General features: G+C 55.2%; 14 protein-coding genes. 3 read left to right on the top strand and 11 right to left on the bottom strand.

All coding sequences use genetic code 11. The features are described from left to right. Positions 1 to 83 precede the first annotated feature (83 nt). Positions 84 to 1,334, top strand: a complete 1,251-nt coding sequence (gene lysA, locus KRAC_RS26160; protein WP_007912418.1) for a diaminopimelate decarboxylase — start codon at positions 84 to 86, stop codon at positions 1,332 to 1,334. A 140-nt stretch (positions 1,335 to 1,474) separates the two neighbouring features. On the opposite strand, the gene lysS is transcribed toward lysA, so the two are convergent. Beyond that, positions 1,475 to 3,136 carry a lysine--tRNA ligase gene (lysS, locus tag KRAC_RS26155; protein ID WP_007912417.1) on the bottom strand — a complete coding sequence of 554 codons (1,662 nt, stop codon included), beginning with the start codon at positions 3,134 to 3,136 and terminating at the stop codon, positions 1,475 to 1,477. 432 nt (positions 3,137 to 3,568) lie between these two features. Further along, positions 3,569 to 4,729 (bottom strand): acyl-CoA dehydrogenase family protein, encoded by a 1,161-nt coding sequence (locus KRAC_RS26150; protein ID WP_007912412.1) that lies wholly within the window; start codon positions 4,727 to 4,729, stop codon positions 3,569 to 3,571. 375 nt (positions 4,730 to 5,104) lie between these two features. On the opposite strand from KRAC_RS26150, the gene KRAC_RS73855 reads away from it, so the two are divergent. After that, positions 5,105 to 5,281 carry a hypothetical protein gene (locus tag KRAC_RS73855; RefSeq protein ID WP_007912410.1) on the top strand — a complete coding sequence of 59 codons (177 nt, stop codon included), beginning with the start codon at positions 5,105 to 5,107 and terminating at the stop codon, positions 5,279 to 5,281. A 73-nt stretch (positions 5,282 to 5,354) separates the two neighbouring features. Here KRAC_RS73855 and yabN read toward each other — a convergent pair whose 3' ends face one another. Beyond that, on the bottom strand, positions 5,355 to 6,881 hold the full coding sequence (gene yabN, locus KRAC_RS26145; RefSeq protein WP_007912409.1) for a bifunctional methyltransferase/pyrophosphohydrolase YabN: 1,527 nt from the start codon (positions 6,879 to 6,881) through the stop codon (positions 5,355 to 5,357). A 413-nt stretch (positions 6,882 to 7,294) separates the two neighbouring features. Between yabN and KRAC_RS26140 the strand changes: the two genes are divergently transcribed. Beyond that, a complete protein-coding gene (locus KRAC_RS26140) occupies positions 7,295 to 7,813 on the top strand; it encodes a DUF2975 domain-containing protein (protein WP_007912408.1) in 519 nt (172 codons plus the stop codon). Between the two features lie 138 nt (positions 7,814 to 7,951). Here KRAC_RS26140 and KRAC_RS26135 read toward each other — a convergent pair whose 3' ends face one another. The 8 genes from KRAC_RS26135 to tgt all read right to left on the bottom strand — a co-directional run bounded on the left by KRAC_RS26135 (position 7,952) and on the right by tgt (position 17,329). After that, positions 7,952 to 9,529, bottom strand: a complete 1,578-nt coding sequence (locus tag KRAC_RS26135) for an SPFH domain-containing protein (protein ID WP_007912406.1) — start codon at positions 9,527 to 9,529, stop codon at positions 7,952 to 7,954. Positions 9,530 to 9,610: 81 nt separating this feature from the next. Further along, a complete protein-coding gene (locus KRAC_RS26130; protein WP_007912401.1) occupies positions 9,611 to 10,666 on the bottom strand; it encodes a PSP1 domain-containing protein in 1,056 nt (351 codons plus the stop codon). Between the two features lie 218 nt (positions 10,667 to 10,884). Then, positions 10,885 to 11,457 carry an ANTAR domain-containing response regulator gene (locus KRAC_RS26125; protein ID WP_007912399.1) on the bottom strand — a complete coding sequence of 191 codons (573 nt, stop codon included), beginning with the start codon at positions 11,455 to 11,457 and terminating at the stop codon, positions 10,885 to 10,887. Positions 11,458 to 11,588: 131 nt separating this feature from the next. Continuing rightward, on the bottom strand, positions 11,589 to 12,659 hold the full coding sequence (aroF, locus tag KRAC_RS26120; RefSeq protein ID WP_007912398.1) for a 3-deoxy-7-phosphoheptulonate synthase: 1,071 nt from the start codon (positions 12,657 to 12,659) through the stop codon (positions 11,589 to 11,591). Positions 12,660 to 13,064: 405 nt separating this feature from the next. After that, positions 13,065 to 13,841, bottom strand: coding sequence for a hypothetical protein (locus KRAC_RS26115; protein ID WP_007912397.1), 777 nt, complete (start codon positions 13,839 to 13,841; stop codon positions 13,065 to 13,067). Continuing rightward, positions 13,838 to 14,638, bottom strand: coding sequence for a heme-binding protein (locus KRAC_RS62500; RefSeq protein WP_007912396.1), 801 nt, complete (start codon positions 14,636 to 14,638; stop codon positions 13,838 to 13,840). The genes KRAC_RS26115 and KRAC_RS62500 overlap by 4 nt, the downstream gene beginning before the upstream one ends. Positions 14,639 to 15,284: 646 nt before the next feature. Beyond that, the gene (locus KRAC_RS26105; protein ID WP_007912395.1) at positions 15,285 to 16,115 is read right to left on the bottom strand and encodes a lipoate--protein ligase family protein; all 831 of its coding nucleotides are present in this window, start codon (positions 16,113 to 16,115) and stop codon (positions 15,285 to 15,287) included. Positions 16,116 to 16,147: 32 nt separating this feature from the next. Beyond that, entirely contained in the window at positions 16,148 to 17,329 is a 1,182-nt protein-coding gene (gene tgt / locus KRAC_RS26100; protein WP_007912394.1) for a tRNA guanosine(34) transglycosylase Tgt, read from the bottom strand. Positions 17,330 to 17,462: the final 133 nt, after the last annotated feature.

Here is a 17,462-nt window from a genome sequence, read left to right as displayed (position 1 = left end):
AGAGTATCGGCCTGCGCACCTCGAAGTCCATGCCAGCATGGACCCTACAAGGCGGTGTAGTCAAAGAAGGATACAGTCAAAATATGTCTGAGAAGCGTTTTCCTCTCTCTCCTGAGCGCCTTGAAGCGCTTATCGCAACCCATCCCACGCCATTTCACCTCTATGATGAGCAGGGGATCCGCGCCGCTGTGCGTCGCATGAAGCGGGCCTTTGCCTGGTCGGAGAGCTTTACCAATTATTTCGCGGTCAAGGCCCTGCCCAATCCCCATATTTTACGTATCCTCAAGGAGGAGGGCCTGGGCGTAGATTGTAGCTCTCTGCCCGAGCTTGTGCTGGCGGAGCGCGTGGGTTTTGCTGGTGAAGAGATTATGTTTACCTCTAACCAGACGCCCGCGAGCGAGTATCGCAAGGCCAGGGAACTGGGAGCGATCATCAACCTGGATGACATCAGCCATATCGCCTATCTCGAAGAGCAGGCAGGCCTTCCCGACTTGCTCAGTTTTCGCTACAATCCAGGGCCATTGCGTGCTGGGAACGCGATTATTGGCGATCCCAAGGAGGCCAAGTATGGGCTGACCTATGATCAGCTCTTTCAAGCGTATGCTAGCGCGAAGGAGAAGGGCGTTAGGCGCTTTGGGCTACATGCCATGCTGGCCTCGAACGAACTCAACGTCGCGTATTTTCTTGAGACTGCACGTATGCTCTTTGACCTGGTCGCGGCCCTTTCGCGCGAGGTTGGCATCACCTTCTCCTTTATCAATATGGGTGGCGGCATTGGCATCCCCTATCGCCCAGAGCAGAGCGCCTTTGACATGGAGACCTTTGGCCAGGAGTTGCAGGCTCTGTACACGCAGAAAATCGTTGCCAATAGCCTGCCCCCCCTGCGTATAGTCATGGAATGCGGCAGGGTGATCACGGGACCGCATGGCTACCTGGTGACCACAGCTATCCACCAGAAAGAGACCTATAAGCGCTATATTGGCCTGGACGCCTGCATGACGAACCTGATGCGGCCCGCGCTGTATGGCGCCTATCACCACATTACTGTTTTGGGGAAAGAGGATCAGCCCGCGAACGAGATGTATGACGTGGTGGGATCGCTCTGCGAAAATTTCGATAAGTTCGCCATTGATAGGAGCCTGCCCGAGATCACACCAGGCGATATCCTGATCATCCACGATACGGGGGCGCACGGTCATGCCATGGGCTTTAACTACAATGGCAAGCTGCGCTCGGCGGAACTCCTCTTGCGCGAGGGCGGCGATATCCAACTCATCCGCCGAGCCGAGACGCTTGACGACTACTTTTGCACCCTCGATTTTCCAGGCTTATAGACTCGTAAACGCATGTTGGACGGTCTGCATAAATTTGCGTTGATTTCATGTGCTATCGTCTCTTACGGGAAATCTTGACTGGCTGAGATAGTTGAGCGACCCTTTTAGTGTATTGTGCAGAAAGGGTCGCTCGCTGTATATTATGCGGGCTCTGAGACCACAGAGGCTCCATTGGGGTCGAGCAGGCTCTTGACCTTCTCTTTGCCCAGGGAGAGCATGAGGGTTGGGATACGCGGGCCGGTGTCTGAACCACAGATCAACGTGTAGATGGCGGCGAAGAAGGCGCGCTGGGCCTGCTTCAACTCGGGCGTGGCGGGCGCGTCTGTGGGCAGTCCACGCACCTGCTTGGGAATGCGATACATCAGGTCGGTCAGGGCATCCAGGTTCCAGGCGCCCTCAAACTCCGCGACCAGGAGGCGGAGTGCCTCTTGCTCGCTTTCCCCAAGTTGCGCGTAGGTCTCAGCATCAAAGCTGGCGCGGATAAAGGTACGCTCGTCTTCGGGCAGGTAGTTGTTGATCCAGTTAGCGGCGCAGGTCAGGCGCGGCTCTAGCTGGGCCGGGGTGAGCGGTTCCTCTTCCTTCAGGCTCTGCGTGGCGATGCGCAACACCTGCTCAAGGTTGCCCTGTGTGACATCCAGGGTCGAGGTGAGCAGCGAGAATGGTACCGTGCGCTCGGCTCGCTTCACAGCACCCAGCGAGGTCTGGATGGCGCGCTGGTAGGCGACCAGGTTGGCCTCATTAACCTTGCCAGCCGCGACCTGGCGCACAAGGGAATCCCATTCATCATAGAGCCGCAAAAGACCCTGGCCAAAGTCGATATTAAAGGGCTGGTTATTGGCACGGCGGATGTAGAGCCAGCGCAGAATCGCGGGTTCCAGGATGGAGAGCGCATTGGCCGGCGAGGCATCCGTTCCTACTGAACTAGAGATCTTTACACGACCCTCCATACCCACAAAGGCATAGGCCGCGTATTGGGGTGCTGGCGAGTGGAAGATCTCCTGCACGATGCGCTGACCAACGGTGAAACTACTTCCTGGGGTCGAGTGGTCGGCGCCCGCAGGCTCAAAGTCTACCTGTGCCTCGCTCCAGCGCATGGGCCAATCTACCTTCCAGACCAGCTTGCCGGAATTTTTCTCATTCAGGCTAAAGGCTCCACTATGCTGACAGTGCTGGCAGCTATAATCGATACTGGCAGTAGCCTCTTCATAGTGCTGTATTTGCGTCGTATCCTTGCCACAGGCCTCGCAATAGACCTTGTAAGGGTAATAGGCGGCCCGCCTTTCAGAGACCGTCTCCTGCTGTTCCTGGCGCGTTTGATACTCAGCAAGGATATCAAAGATCTCTCCCCGCTGGGCCAGGGCTAGTTTGACCTTGTGGGTATAGCGTCCCTCGCGATAGGCGATTGACTGGCGGACCTGGGTCATAGGAAGATTGAGGGGCGCGATACTCTCGCTAAATTCAGTGATATAGCGGTCGGCATACGAGGCATAGACCCCAAAGGGATCAGGCACCTCACAGAGAGGTTGCCCAATATAGCTCGCGAACGACTCTGGAATGCCCGCAGGCACCTTGCGCAGGCGGTCATAGTCATCCCAAAACTGTATATGCTCTACCTGCCAGCCGCGAGCGCGTAGCTCTTCAGAGACCAGGTGAACCGTCATAATCTCACGCATATTGCCCAGGTGGACCGTCCCAGAGGGGCTGAGTCCAGAGGCACAGATAATAGTCGCATGTTCGCCCTTGACCTGGCACACATGCTGCTCTACACGGTCGCTGATCCTCGCGACCCAATCAGCTTTCATCGTCAAAACTCCTAGAGAATAAGTCAGACCAGGATTTCACCCCTTGTATTTATATCGAGGTAAGACTGAACTATGTTCTCTGACTCTCCTATCACAGGGGTAAGGATGTGCTGGTGCGGGGCCGTAGGCCCCGCACCAGCACATCCTTACCCCTGCGAGCGCCGTAGGCGCGAAAAGTAAGTCAGAAGAAACACCCTGGTAGATATATCGAAAAAGAAAGATAAGAACTTTAGGATATTATAAGGGTAATGGCAAGGTGGGGAACAAAAAACTAGGACGCATACCCCCATTCCTGTCAAGATGGCAATACACGTCCCGGTCGTTCAGAAAATTTGCATTTTTAGCATATCGAAAAAAAACGATTCTGACAAGTCTACCATACGCGGTTGGTATGCTCAGGGGCTATGCGCATTTTTCCAGCCGTATAGAAATTCATGCGCGGATCTGGTCGAGGAGGGCGCGGCCAATGACGATGCGTTGAATCTGATTGGTTCCCTCAAAGATCTGTGCCACCTTTACATCGCGCATATAGCGCTCGACCGGGTAGTCACGGACATAGCCCGCGCCGCCCAGGACCTGGACCGCATTGGTGGTAACCTCCATCGCCGAGTCCGTCGCGAAGCATTTGGCCATCGAGGCATACATCGAGACCTGCTTGGATGGTTGCCTCGACTGGTCGAGCTTATAGGCGGCCTCGTAGACCAGCAAGCGCGAGGCCTCAATCTTCATAGCCATATCGGCGAGCATAAACTCAATGGCCTGGAAGGTGCCAATGGACTTGCCAAACTGCTGGCGCTCCTGGGCGTACTGGCGAGCGGTCTCAAAGGCCGCCTGGGCGACCCCAACTGCGACCGCGCCAATATTGATGCGTCCACCATCGAGCGAGGAAAGCGCGATCTTAAAGCCCTGTCCCTCTTCTCCCAGGCGCTGCGAGACGGGAATCTGACAGTTCTCAAAGATCAACTCACGCGTTGGCGAGGAGTGCAGGCCCATCTTGCGCTCGGTTTTGCCAAAGGCAAAGCCGGGCGTATCCTTCTCGATGGCGAAGCAGGAGATGCCTGAGGCGTCGTTGCCGGGAGCGGTGCGCGCCATAAGCAGGTAGATATCGGCCTCGCCCGCATTGGTCACCCAGAGCTTATTCCCATTCAAAATGTAGCTATCGCCCGAGCGCTCGGCCCGACATTGCAGGCTGGCGGCATCGGAGCCAGCGGCAGCCTCGCTCAGCGAGAAGGCGCCCAGGGCCTCGCCGGACGCGAGCTTGCCCACCCAGCGCTCGCGCTGCTCCTCATCGCCGAAGCGCGCGATGGACCCAGTGATCATGTTATGGACGGAGAGGCCAACCGCCGTCGCCATATCACCCTGGGCCAGTTCTTCGTATACAAGGGCCGCGGCCAGGCGTGAAAGCATGCTCCCGCCCAGCTCTTCCGGCGTGGTCATGCCCATCAATCCCAGTTCCGCCATTTTGGTAAAGATCTCGCGGGGAAAGTGATTATGCTCATCCCATGACTCAGCATGAGGAGTTATCTCGTTTTGCGTAAAGCGATGTACCATGTCGCGGATATCTGATTGCTCTTCATTGAGGTCAAAGATCACAGGACTTCTCCTTTGTCTTGTGTGGCAGCAATTTGCCAGTGCTACCGTCTTCTGTGTGCCTCTTCTTATCATATCATGCCTTCTGGTTAAGGGACATGTTTCTTCGAATGCGTCAGCAACTTATTCGCGCCTACGGCGGGCGCTCAGGGGTAAGGGGTGTGGGTGGAAAACGGCAAAGCCGTTTTCCACCCACACCCCTTACCCCTGATGAGGCGAACTTGCGAGCCGAGACAGGGAAACTCAGGGAACTGCGACAATTACGCGACAGTTTTATGATGGTGCTGCGACATAGCAGAGGTAGTATCTATATCAGAGAAGTGAAGTGCACATTTGAGACAAAACTCTGCGACGGACAGAGATGAGAGGGTAACGGCTATGATATTCGACGGAATAGATACTTTATACGAAGCTTTTTATGCCTATGTAGAATCTGTGGTTGAAGAAGAGGCCCATCAAGAGGCGCAGCAGCCAGAACCGGTTGAGACGAAGTCTGGCTGGACCTGGGAAGAGGAAGAGATATCCAGACACTCAACAGTTCTGCTGGCATCATAAACTCAGCCAAATAAGTGATTAATGTTGCTAGATGTTGTCGGCTACGTCGACAACATCTAGCAACATTAATCACCTATTTCCCTACCTGCTGCTTGGCGCGGTTCCAGAGAGCGATCCATTCTGACGTGGTGTAGGTGGTAAGCTCGCGCTGTTCCTGGCGAGCGAAGCTCTCCATAGCCTGGAAGCGTTGGCGAAACTTACGGTTTGCCGCGCGCAGGGCCTCTTCGGCATCAACCTTATACCAGCGTGCCAGCTTGGCAACGAGGAAGAGAAGGTCGCCCATCTCCTCTTGCTGCTCTTCTTTTGAGGTGGCCTGGCGTAGCTCTTGAAGCTCTTCCTCTAGCTTGGCCAGGACCTCTTCGAGATTATCAAACTCAAAGCCAGTTTTGGCGACGCGTTTCTGGTACTCCTGGGCGACCATGAGCGCGGGTGTGGCCTGGGGAATATTTTTGAAAACGGTCTCTATCTCGGGCGCGGCAATGCCCGCGTTGAGCCGCTCCTGGCGCTTGATCTCCTCCCAGTTGAGCGCCACCTGCCCAGCAGTGCTGGCCTCAGCATTGCCGAAGACATGGGGATGACGGCGCAGCATCTTGGCGTTGATATTCTCGTAGACATCGCCAAGCGCGAAGTGCCCCTCCTGGCGCGCGATCTCGGCATGCAGGTAGACCTGGAGTAGGAGGTCACCCAACTCGTCGGCGAGCTTCTCCATATCGTTCTCTTCGATGGCCTCAACCACTTCGTAGGTCTCTTCAATGACATAGCGCGTCAGCGTCTGGTGCGTCTGCTGGCGATCCCAGGGGCAGCCATCGGGTTCGCGGCGTAGGCGTTTGGTGATGTAGCGCAAGGTATCGGGCAGGCGTAGTGGGGTGAGCGCGTCCAGGGGCGGCACATACAGGGTGCTAAGATGATTGGCTTGATTATTGTGGTCCAGCTCGTAGAGAGGCATCTCCAGCGCGGCCTCGTCTGCGGAGACGCCCGCCGCCCGTACCAGTTTGACGGGCCACTCGTCGGGATAGCACTCGCCCAGGGCCAGCTTAACCTGGCTGGCGAGACGGCGATTATAAACCTGGGTGATCAGTAGAGGTGTCGCGGGCAGAATCTTGCTGGCGATTTCATCCTGGTCCAGTCCCGCCAGAATGGTTGCATCCACAATGTGCAGGCCGGTATCAAAGGGATCAAGCCCCAGCAGACTACATACAGGCTCCAGGAAGGAGAGACCCGCTACAATCGAGGTGGAGAGGCCTCGTTCGCGCGCGAACTGAAGCAGAATTTGGACTGAGGTCTCGCCTATGAGTGGATGGCCGGGGACGGCGTAGATGATGGGACTCTGCATGGCTAGCGTACAGACCTCTTCCGCTATCCGCTGGTAGAGTGAGCGCCAGGCGGTCGATTCTTCATAAAAGCTGTCAAATGAAGTGATATTGAGCGTGGGTAGCTCCTCGCGCAACTGCTCCACCGTGGGATGGATGATGGTGCGGAAGTAGACGGTCTCCCCGCGTTGGGCGGCCTGGGCCAGCAGATCATGGGCCTGCATGGTAAGATCCTGCACATCGCCGGGACCCAACCCAAGAATGGTAATTGAAGGTGTTATATTCATCATGTTTTGAGATGCATGCTCCTATTGAGAAAAGCAGGTAGGGGCAAAAGGATAAGAGAGGATGCGATTGCCAGCCCCGATCTTCGACCTGACAGAACAAGTGTAGCGGGTGTGCTAGGGCGTGTCAAATCTGACTTTTGTCCCTCTTGAGGAAGGGCTTGGCAGAGTGTGTTGATTGAGAGGTTGGTTGAGATGTTGTAAATATATGCCCTATGCTGATAAAATCATAGAGAGGCTATATCAACAGCTAACGTAAAATCGAACCAGTCTCCATCGATTGAACGTGTTAGGTTTAAGGCAAGATTTTTTCTTACACCGAATGTACCATATTATTGCCTACCATGTTATGCTTTACTACACTATCATACGGTTGCCCGGAATAGCCATGTGGGGCAACGTAAGGAGGGACTAATCTTATGGCGTCCGTGCAGAGCCAGAAACCAGCTTGTCCGGTGTGCAACCAGACAGATAAAGTTAAAACAATGCAAGCGGCGTATGATGCCGGGGTAGAGCAGTGCGCTCCACCGGCCGTACCAACCAAAAACATTTCCATGATCAGGACCATTATCTCCTGTATTGTATTGGTGGGAGTTTGTATCTTCCTCGTCATCGTCTTGATTGGCGGAATGGAAGCGCAACTGGATTCTACGTTTATGATAGGTCTGGTGGCAGTCACTTTCTGTGTGATCGTGCTAGCCCTGTTCCTGTCGTTCCAGGCCTTCCAGCGTATTGTGAAAGGCGACAATGAAGCGAATTTGCTTCTTCCCGCCTGGGAGCATGCCATGGAGGAGTGGAAGCACTACTATTTCTGCTCACGCGATAATGTAGTGTTCGATCCTCGCGTAGAGAAAACTGTGAGCGCCGAGAAACTGGCCAGCTTGCGCAACTTTGATGATCAGCGCCAGGCGAAGCTGGAGGCCGTCGCTCAGCATTAATACATGCAGGTGCGTATCAAAGCACATGCAAAGAAAAAGGCAGTCGCAGACGTATTTTAAATTAATAAAATGGTAAATGGCCCACAAAAGCCCTGGCTCAAGCCAGGGCTTTTGTGGGCCATTTTACTAGAGAAATGCTTAGGTGGGATGGCGTGGGTTGTACCAATCGGGATTGGTGTCGTCCTCGAAGGAGACGCGCGAGGAGTGGGCCGAATTGGATGCAGGTGAGGCGCTGGCCAACTGTTCATTGTGGTCAGCCTCGGCATACAAATTCTCCGCTGCGCGCATGGGATCGAAGCTGACGGAACCATTTGCCTCTGGATCGTGCGCGATAGCTTCAAAGGTCCGTGCCAGGTTGCGAATTGTCTCTGGATCGGTGATCTTGCCCTCTTGTACCTGTTTATAGGCGTTGACCAGTATCTCTTCTTTGAAGACCGGTGGCCGATTACCTGCGGGTGGCGGCGCCAGTTCCTGTTGCGTGTAAGTGTTCTCGAATTGAGGTACTGGCTGCTGAGCATAAGATGTGGGCGCGGGCTGCTCATATGCATATGCCGTGTGGTCCAGGGGAGGCGCATCGACGAGATGTGCCCCATGAGAGCTCAGAGAGACATCGCGGATCTGTATCCCATTGACCTGGACGCCCCAGGCGGCGACGCGATTGCGCATATACTGAAAAAGATAGTTATTGACTTGTTCCCAGCGTGCCCCGTTGGAGAAATCGTCAAGCGAGGGGTTTATGACGGGCTGGCCCTGGGGGCCATCGGGCCAGGCGAGAAAATCTCCAGGTGAGAACGTGGTTGCAATAGTCTGAAGCGCAGCCAAAAAGAGTTCGCGCAAGGTTTCCTCCCAGCCATTTACCCGCGACATGGCGAGATAGGCGTAGTCGGGCAGAACCTGGTAAGAGATTGACGCGCGCAGGATAACGTCGGTATCGGGAGCGAGCTGAACGCGCTGTGTGGGGCAGATCCACTGGATCTCACCCGTGTTGAGCTCGTATGCTATCTGTTCCCAGGGGAGGAGGAGATGGGGGCCGGGCAGGAGCGTTCGCCGGTATTTGCCGAAGGCAAAGGCCAGCGCGACATATCCCTCTGGCACCGCGTGGAGATAGCGACGCACCAGGAACACGCCGAGTACGACAATAATAGCCAGCAGCAGGAAGCCGGGAATGGCACCAAAGGTCGAAAAGCAGCCAACCAGGAGGAAGAGCAGGAAGCCAAGCAGGGTAAAGACAAACCAGAGATCGTTGATGGAGCCGAGATAGTAAACAGTGGTTCCCTGCGCGATAGCGATAAGGACAATGAGGACGACGAGCGGCCAGAATGCCGCGGCCGGGGTCGCGGCACGCTCATTGGCGACCAGGGGGAGTACCCAGAGAGCTGTCAGGCCCCCAAAGAGAAGCGGTGCTCCAACGAGGGTCGCATAGTGGATTATAGTATGCAGGAGATCGCCACGCTGGGTTATGGGGGTGGGTGGAGGCTCCTCAAAATCGGCTGCAGGAGCGTTCTGATAGTCCTGGTGTCCCTGGTAGCCTGCCTGATAGCGTTGATCATCGTGGGCGCTATAGGCATGAGCATCGACGTCGTATTGGTCCTGCTCAGGTGCGTCCTGGGTTAAGTCATCATCATCATCGTGTGCCTGCTGGTGGGTATAGGCCGCCTGGGCATCGTGCTGGGGACTCTGCCAGGTCGCCCCAGAGTCTTTCCAGTCAGAAGACATACATTGCACCTTCCTCTCGTGACATCATCAGTGGTTTATCAGGAAAAGTTTTTATTGCAATAAGTGACTTTAAAACCTTCTTTAAAACTTTTTCTTTTTTATACCACATGAGCCACATCCTCCGCCTCCTCCAGTGCCACATCCTCCACCTCCTCCGGTGCCACATCCTCCGCCGCCTCCACCACTGCCGCAGGTACAAGGACCGCCCTTGCCACAACTGCATGAGCCACTTGCTCCGCCGGGCTCTTTTGTACTGGCGCTGGCACTTTTCACGCCGCACGAGCCGCAGCCTCCACCTTTGGGCGGCGCGGGTTCTTCATCGACGGGGACCTGAATCGTCACCCCGCTTTCGAGCATAACCTCGACCGAATTTTTGGGAACGTTGATGGAGACTACCTTGCCTGAACCACTGGGTGTGTTCAGGAATGCCCCGATCTGAGGCATCTGTTGCTTGGCCTGGATATAATTTTCATTCTCATAGGCGAGGCAGCACATCAGGCGCCCACAAACGCCAGAGATTTTTGAGGGATTTAAAGGGAGGCCCTGTTCTTTGGCCATTTTGATGGAGACAATCCCGAAGTCGGTAATCCAGGAGCTACAACAGAGGGTTTTACCGCAGGGACCGATGCCGCCCTGAAGCTTGGCCTGGTCGCGCGCTCCAATTTGGCGCAGCTCGATGCGTGTGCGGAAGGTCGCCGCCAGGTCGCGCACGAGGCCGCGAAAATCGACGCGCTCATCAGCGGTAAAATAGAAGGTCAGTCGACTGCCGTCGAAAGTATACTCGCTCTCAACCAGCTTCATGGGAAGCCTGTGCTGGGTGATCCGCTCGGCACAGCGCACCATGGCATCCTTTTCTTTTTGTTTAAAAGAGAGAAGCATACGCAGCTCGTCTTCGGTCGCCAGGCGCAAGACGGGTTTCAGAGGTTCGGAGAGGTCCTCCTCGGCAAGCTTCTTCGATGCCAGGACGACACGCCCGGCCTCTACGCCTCGGGTGGTCTCGACAATCACATACTGCCCGTTGGAGAAGGCTTGACCCTGGGGGTCGAAATAGTAAATACGCCCAGCTGGTCGAAAGCGAACGCCAACGACAACAATGATTTTAGCTATATCTGTCGCCGTATTGCCTGCTAGATCCATCTGCTCTCATCTTTGCTAGACTAGCGTGGACGCCAATCAAACGTATGTCATTAGGGGTGAGGGAGTAGAGAGTATGCGTGGTCGAGAATGCCCTGCCTCCATAACATACCGGACGGGAGAAACACTAGTGTGAGGGATGCAGCCCCGTTGATGCATCCGGATTATCATTCACCAAGTGTTACTAGATCGTTTCTAGTGAGAGGATTTTTAAAGAAAAATTACATTTCATTGGTAAGGAGAATCGCCTCTGCTACCTCGCGCATGGATTTGCGATTATTCATGCTCGCCTTCTGAATTTTACGGAAGGCTTCCTGCTCGCTTAGACCCTGCTTCTCCATCAAGAGGCCTTTGGCGCGTTCAACGATCTTGCGCGTTTCGAGCGTTTCACTCAGGGAGCGAGCCTTATCTTCCATCGCGCGAAACTCGTTATAGCGAGCCAGGGCGACCTCAATCGCAGGAGCAACTTCGCTTTCGCGGAGTGGCTTCACAATATAATTAACCACCCCGGCTTCCTTCGCGCGTTCAACGAGCGGTTGGTCACCGAAGGCAGTGAGCAGCAACACTGGTGCGAGTTTCTCCTGGGTAAGCGTTTCGGCGGCGGCAATGCCGTCCATGTCGGGCATGCGAATGTCCATAATTACCAGGTCGGGGCGTAGTTCGCGCGCGAGATTGACGGCACTCAATCCGTCTCCCGCTTCGCCAATTACGAGATAACCCTGTTTCGTAAGGACATCTTTCAGGTCCATACGCTGGATAGCTTCATCATCTGCAATAATAATGCGTGTTGGCATACGTGTCACCTCAAAGCCTTGGTCTCTTCCACCATAGAAGTACAAAAACCACTTTCTACGTACATTGGAAAGTATAGCATACCTGTTTTGGTGAGTCGATAGGCAAATCAGCAGGCGTTGACGAGTGCTTTTTAGGCGACCTGCACGAGTTCGCTCCCTTGCATGAGATGCGAAAGCGCTCGGGTCTCAACGACGATGCGTGCCAGTTGTTCGGGCGTGATCGACTGGCGACCATCACAGAGTGCCGTGCTGGGATCGCAATGGGTCTCAATGATCAATCCCTGGGCGCCCGCGGCAATGCTTGCGCGCGACATGGCGGGTACCAGCTCGCGTCGCCCGGTGGCATGGCTAGGATCAACCAGGATAGGCAGGTGTGTCAGCTCCTGTATCAGCGGCACGCAGGTCAGGTCCAGCACATTACGTGTCTGTGGATCATAGCTACGAATGCCTCGCTCGCAAAGGATCACGTTAGGATTGCCCGCGGCAACAATGTACTCGGCGGCCAGCAACCATTCTTCCACGGTAGAAGCCAGGCCACGTTTGAGCAAAACAGGACGCTTGGCCGAATGCTTACCAGCCGCACGCAGGAGAGCGTAGTTTTGCACGTTGCGGGCGCCGATCTGAAGGATATCAGAGTATTCAGCCACCGTATCCACCATCTCGGTTTCCATGACCTCTGTGACAATAGGGAGGCCAGTCTGCTCGCGAGCCTCAGCCAGCAGTTTCAAGCCTTCCACACCCAGTCCCTGAAACTGGTAGGGGGAGGTGCGTGGTTTGAAGGCCCCGCCACGGAGGATATTAGCACCAGCGGCCTTCACGGCATGCGCGGTGGTGAGAAGCTGCTCACGGCTCTCTACAGCGCAGGGGCCCGCTATGATGACCGGAGATGCGGATGGGCCACCAACTGTAATCGAGGTGCAGGCATGACCTGTGCCAATGAGGATGCGGGTGTCGGCTGGTTGAAAGGAGCGGCTAACGAGTTGGTAGGAGGTTTTCATGGGGAGGAGTTCGGTGACTGCGGGCTGTTGGAGGAGGAGTTGCTGGGACTGAGCATCGAGAACAGTGTTATCAAGGGCGATCACTTCACGTTCGGAGATGTGGGTGGTCGCGAGGGGCATGCGACTTGCCGTGATGCGACATAAAAGTGACATCAACTGGGCGCGTTCTTCACTTGAAGCCTGGTTACTAATGGTGATGATCATGATTCGTAAACCTTTCTGGAACTATTCGAGCTTGACTTGATGGGCTTTTTTAGGAAACAAAAAAGCAGAGGATTTTTCCTCTGCTCGTCCAGCATGCTGGTGGTTTTTTTGCTCAGCCAAAGTGGCCCACCATCATGCCGGAGGGCTAAACCAGTAATAAAAATAGCTGTTATTCAGTTGTGCGCATTTACACGTTGCACTGAGCATTTTTCTTCTCACCGTTTAGATGTAGTTGTGTAGGTCTTCTCTGGGCCGCTGAGTATTCTCAAAGTGGCTTATTAAGCATTATAAGGGGGATGCACACAAAAAGTCAAGGGTCCTGTGATCTTAGTGGCAAAAAGAAGTGTTCTCCTGCTCGCGAGCAGGAGAACACTTCTTTTTGTTTGACGTGAAGGTGTAATGCTGTTAGCGCTTTTTAGCTCGGCGCTGACCGGAGCGGTAGGCGTGGTAGAGATCATCAGCCTCGCCACTGACGCCCTGGCGAATGGTTGGCTGGGGCGCCCTGGGTTCCGCGGGCCGGGCAGACTTGTTGGCGGCAGACTTGTTATTCGCAGCCGAGGAACCGCCCAGGCTACGTGGAATGAAGTCGTAGCGCGCCAGTACGACCAGGAGGATGACCAGAGTAGCCAGGTAGAGCGCCGTTGACGTCGTGATATTCATTGGCAGACCAAAGAGGTTAAACTTCGCCCACTGGCGCTCAATGCCCAGGTTATGTACGGCCTGTTGCTCAAACAAGCCTACAAAGTTCGCTGCCAGCAGGTAGATGGCCATACCAATGATCCAGCGCGTCTTAAAGCCGCCAGCGGGTGGTGTCGAGCGTGGACGCGCCGTGGGCTTGACGGCCTTTGGCTTCTCATCGTCTGTAGCTTCCTCGCCGGCCTTGCCACGTGTCGCACGCGCCAGGCGTGCACGAGACACATCCTCTTTCGATGTGGCCTCCTCTTCGCGTTTGCCAACGCGTGAGAAGAAGCTGCGTCGAGGCTTGACCTCGCTGATGGACGCCTCGCTCTCCGCGAGGGCTACGGAACTCTCAACTGGCGTGTTGCCTTCCTCGGCGAGAGTTTCTTCTCCCACAGAGTTTAGCTGCTCATCATTGGTGACAAGGACGGGACGATTGCGTGGTACGCGGTTCCCCCTGCGCCGTCTGGTGCTCACTTTGTATTCCTGGTAATCCTGACTCATGATTGGTCTCCTGGTTGTTCTGCCTGAGGTTGTTCCTCACGCGTGGTGTCGTGAAATGGGAAGGGGTCAGCCTTAGCTGTCTCTTCGTTTTGGTATTGTTCCTGTCCTACTTGTTCCTGTGGGAAGGACTTTTGCTCGCTTACAGCAGGTCGTTCAGCATAATTGACGTTTTCGCTGTAGTTTGGCTCTCGGGGAGCGGACTCAGGGACTGGTGGGACTGGATAGCTCGCGGAAGGCGCCGTATAGGAAGGCGTCTGCTGTGGCTGTTGAGGCGCTGCACCGCGAGAGTAGAATGATGAAGCCGGGGACTGTGGAGCCAGTCCTGAAAACGAAGGCTGCTGTTGAGGCTGTGGTGGCACATATGGCTGCGGCGGAGCCTGGCGTGGGGCTTCGAAAGCCGCGAGGCCAGCGCGAGCGATCTCATCATCGCGACCAGGAGCGTTGCCACCGCTTACACCGATGCCGCCAACGGTCGCGCCGTTTACGCGGATTGGCCAGCCACCTGCGGCCATGATGAAATTCCCGTGTGTCATCTCGGCCAGGCTAGAGGCAAAACCTGGAATAGAGGACCCCCACTGCGCGACAGAGTCGGTTGATTGATTGAACATCACGGCGGTACTCGCCTTGGCGATACTGATATTCCCAGTAGCCCAGCCATAAGGCGACATCATACGCTCAAAGAGTACTAGGTGACCACCAGCATCTACAATGGCGATGCTGACAGGACTGCGTAACTCGCGTGCGCGTTGCTTGCTCGCTTCCAAAATTTTCCGTGCGATGTCGATAGAGATGCTCACAGCCAAGAAACTCCTTACTATTAGATGAAACAAATATCTACTTATCCGAAAACCTGAGCGCGGAGCGCTAGTCGCGTGAGCGACGTTGGGTTTCGGAATAAGAGCTCTATGCAGGACTGGTGCTGGTGTGCCGCGCCCCAGGAGCGGATGGCATCTAATGTTGATAATGTTTCATATGCTGATACAAGTCCAGGCTTGCCAGGTTTCGTGTTGGCGCTCTCGTACAATGTCACTACTCTTGTAGCTCTGTATCTGGCTGGCGTTGATGCAAGCAATGCAAGCATGTAGGCTGGCGCTTTTTTTCTGACCCGGTGTATGCTTTGACCCGGAAAAGTTCCAGTCAGTCCGTATCTGGACTATTGTACCGCACCACGTGTATCCATGCAATGTGTACAACAGGCAAGGCGGCAGGCAGTGGCACCCTCTGACTTTCTTTTTCGGCTCTTTACCTTGAGAAGTTGAGAAGCAATGAGAGAGAAGTCATATCGAAATCAGTTTAACCCGTGTGCAAGTTATTTCTGGTGCAAGTTATTTCTGGTTAGTGATATGTGCATGAGTGATATGTGCATGTGAATTGGCAACCGCAGGCTGCCAATTCACATGCACATATCACTAACCTAGGCGAGCGCCGCAGGCGCGAGAGATCTTATAGACGCTCGATGAGCGTGACTTTCTCTTTGCGCCAGGTGAGGTGATTATATTTTTCGGCCACAAGCTGTCGGGCCAGGTCCCACTCAGAGGGTAAGAGTTCGCCAGGTACAAACTCATGCTCCAGGAAGGAACTGAAGCCCAGGCGAAAAGCCTGCGCGACCTCGTCCCAGGTTGCCTGTGGGGCGAAGGCATGGAGGGGAGCTGTTTTCGTATTGTACTGGGCCAGGGCCTGGGATCGAGCCTCTTCAGAAGGGAAACGCAGGAGCGAGAAAAACTCGGCCGCGCGGTCACCCAGCGGGAGTGAGCCCTGTTGGAGAAGCGTAGCCTCTTTCCACACCTGGGCGCTGCCAATCAGTTTAAAGCCATCGACCGTCAAATCGGCCTGCGTAGAAGAGGCAAAACAGGCCGCCGAGGGCGTTTTACTGACCCGCTCATCACTGATAATTGCGTTGAGGCCGAGATGTTGTAGCGCTTGAATAAGCCCTTGCAGAAGGTAGGCGTAGGCCGCCACGACTCCAGATGGCACACCCTCGCGCTTCCCTATGGTGATACTATAAGTAAACTCATCGCGATGATAGACGGCCCTCCCGCCTGTAGGACGGCGCACCAGGGCCACATTCTCGCGCACGCAGACCTCCTGCCCAATTTCGCGCTCAACATTCTGGAAGCGTCCCAGGCTAATGGCTGGCTGCTTCCATTGGAAGACGCGCAGCGTGGGCGGGACCTTCTCCTCAATGTGATGCAGGAGGATGGCCTCATCAATGGCCATGTTCAATGCTGCATCCTGCACACCTGTATGAATAAAGCGATAAGCGGTTGCTGACATAAGACTCGACATCTCCTCCAGGGTTTTCAGGCTCAGGACTGGCGCTCGCGGGCCGCCTTCCATTTTTCGCGCTGCTGCTCGCGTACTGTCTCTGAAGCCGGCTGATAGCGTGCCAGGAAGGCCTCGCGGAAGACGGGATAGCTGCCATCGAGAATGGAGGCGCGCAGGTCAGCGGCCAGGCGCAGCATGAAGCGCAGGTTATGGATGGTTCCCAGGCGGTAGTAGAGTTGCTCCTCGGCACGGATAAGATGATGCACATAGGCCGCGCTATAGTTGCGACAGGTGTGGCAGTCGCAGCCCTCCTCAATCGGGCCAGTTGCTCGCTTAAAGCGGGCGGACTTGATATTCACTCGCCCATCGCGGGTAAAGAGACCGCCGTGGCGAGCGACGCGCGTGGGCAGAACGCAGTCGAACATATCCATGCCCAGCCCGACGCACTCAACCAGGTCTTCAGGCGAGCCGACGCCCAGCAGGTGACGTGGCTTCTCGCGTGGAAGCGCGGGCGTAGTTGCGCGCAGCATCTCCCACATCTTGGTTTTGGGTTCGCCCACTGAGAGGCCGCCAATCGAGAGACCGGGGAAGGGCATTGAGCCAATTACGCGTGCGCTCTCCTGGCGTAGCTCGGGCTCAAAGGCTCCCTGAACGATACCAAAGAGCGTCTGTTCCGGGCGATAGCGTTCTTTCGCTACCAGGGCACGCTCCTCCCAGCGATGTGTACGCTCCATTGCCTCTCGGGCCTCTTTGGGTGTGCAGGGAAAGGGCGCACAGATATCCAGGGGGAGAATGATATCGGACCCCAACTCCGCCTCGATGCGCATCACGCTCTCAGGCGTGAGGAACTGTGGTGAGCCATCCAGGTGCGACTTGAAAAGGACCCCCTCCTCGCTCAGCTTACGCAGGTGTCCCAGGCTCCAAACCTGAAAGCCACCGCTATCCGTCAGAATCGGGCCATCCCAGCGCATAAATGAATGCAGGCCGCCAAAAGAATCGATGAGTTCAGAGCCGGGCCGCAGCATCAGGTGATAGGTATTGGAGAGAATAATCTGAGCGCCGACCTCGCGTAATTCTTCTGGAGAGACGCTCTTGACGGTCGCCTGTGTGCCAACAGGCATAAAGATCGGCGTCTGGATCGTGCCATGAGGAGTCTGAATCGTGCCGGCACGCGCCCAGCTTTCAGAGCACTCGGCATCAATAGTAAACGTAAATTGTGACATCAGCTTTAAACCCAAAGAGAAATACTAATATATAATTAAAGGCGACATACCATGATATGCAATGCGCAAAGAAAAACCTGAATCTATGCACACAGCGCTTAAAAGTTCGCTGTCTATTGTCTCATAAAGGTCA

The sequence above is a fragment of the Ktedonobacter racemifer DSM 44963 genome (assembly GCF_000178855.1).
Classification (GTDB): Bacteria; Chloroflexota; Ktedonobacteria; order Ktedonobacterales; family Ktedonobacteraceae; genus Ktedonobacter; species Ktedonobacter racemifer.
Note: the sequence above shows the minus strand (reverse complement) of the source record. Positions and strands in the feature narration are given on the sequence as shown.

Excerpts from the sequence above, each read along its gene's own strand:
- aroF (WP_007912398.1), bottom strand. The coding sequence starts at position 12,659 with ATGATCATCACCATTAGTAACCAGGCTTCAAGTGAAGAACGCGCCCAG.
- lysS (WP_007912417.1), bottom strand. The coding sequence starts at position 3,136 with ATGAAAGCTGATTGGGTCGCGAGGATCAGCGACCGTGTAGAGCAGCAT.
- KRAC_RS73855 (WP_007912410.1), top strand. The coding sequence starts at position 5,105 with ATGATATTCGACGGAATAGATACTTTATACGAAGCTTTTTATGCCTAT.
- lysA (WP_007912418.1), top strand. The coding sequence starts at position 84 with ATGTCTGAGAAGCGTTTTCCTCTCTCTCCTGAGCGCCTTGAAGCGCTT.
- KRAC_RS26105 (WP_007912395.1), bottom strand. The coding sequence starts at position 16,115 with ATGTCAGCAACCGCTTATCGCTTTATTCATACAGGTGTGCAGGATGCA.
- tgt (WP_007912394.1), bottom strand. The coding sequence starts at position 17,329 with ATGTCACAATTTACGTTTACTATTGATGCCGAGTGCTCTGAAAGCTGG.
- KRAC_RS26140 (WP_007912408.1), top strand. The coding sequence starts at position 7,295 with ATGGCGTCCGTGCAGAGCCAGAAACCAGCTTGTCCGGTGTGCAACCAG.
- yabN (WP_007912409.1), bottom strand. The coding sequence starts at position 6,881 with ATGATGAATATAACACCTTCAATTACCATTCTTGGGTTGGGTCCCGGC.
- KRAC_RS26125 (WP_007912399.1), bottom strand. The coding sequence starts at position 11,457 with ATGCCAACACGCATTATTATTGCAGATGATGAAGCTATCCAGCGTATG.
- KRAC_RS26130 (WP_007912401.1), bottom strand. The coding sequence starts at position 10,666 with ATGGATCTAGCAGGCAATACGGCGACAGATATAGCTAAAATCATTGTT.
- KRAC_RS26115 (WP_007912397.1), bottom strand. The coding sequence starts at position 13,841 with ATGAGTCAGGATTACCAGGAATACAAAGTGAGCACCAGACGGCGCAGG.
- KRAC_RS26135 (WP_007912406.1), bottom strand. The coding sequence starts at position 9,529 with ATGTCTTCTGACTGGAAAGACTCTGGGGCGACCTGGCAGAGTCCCCAG.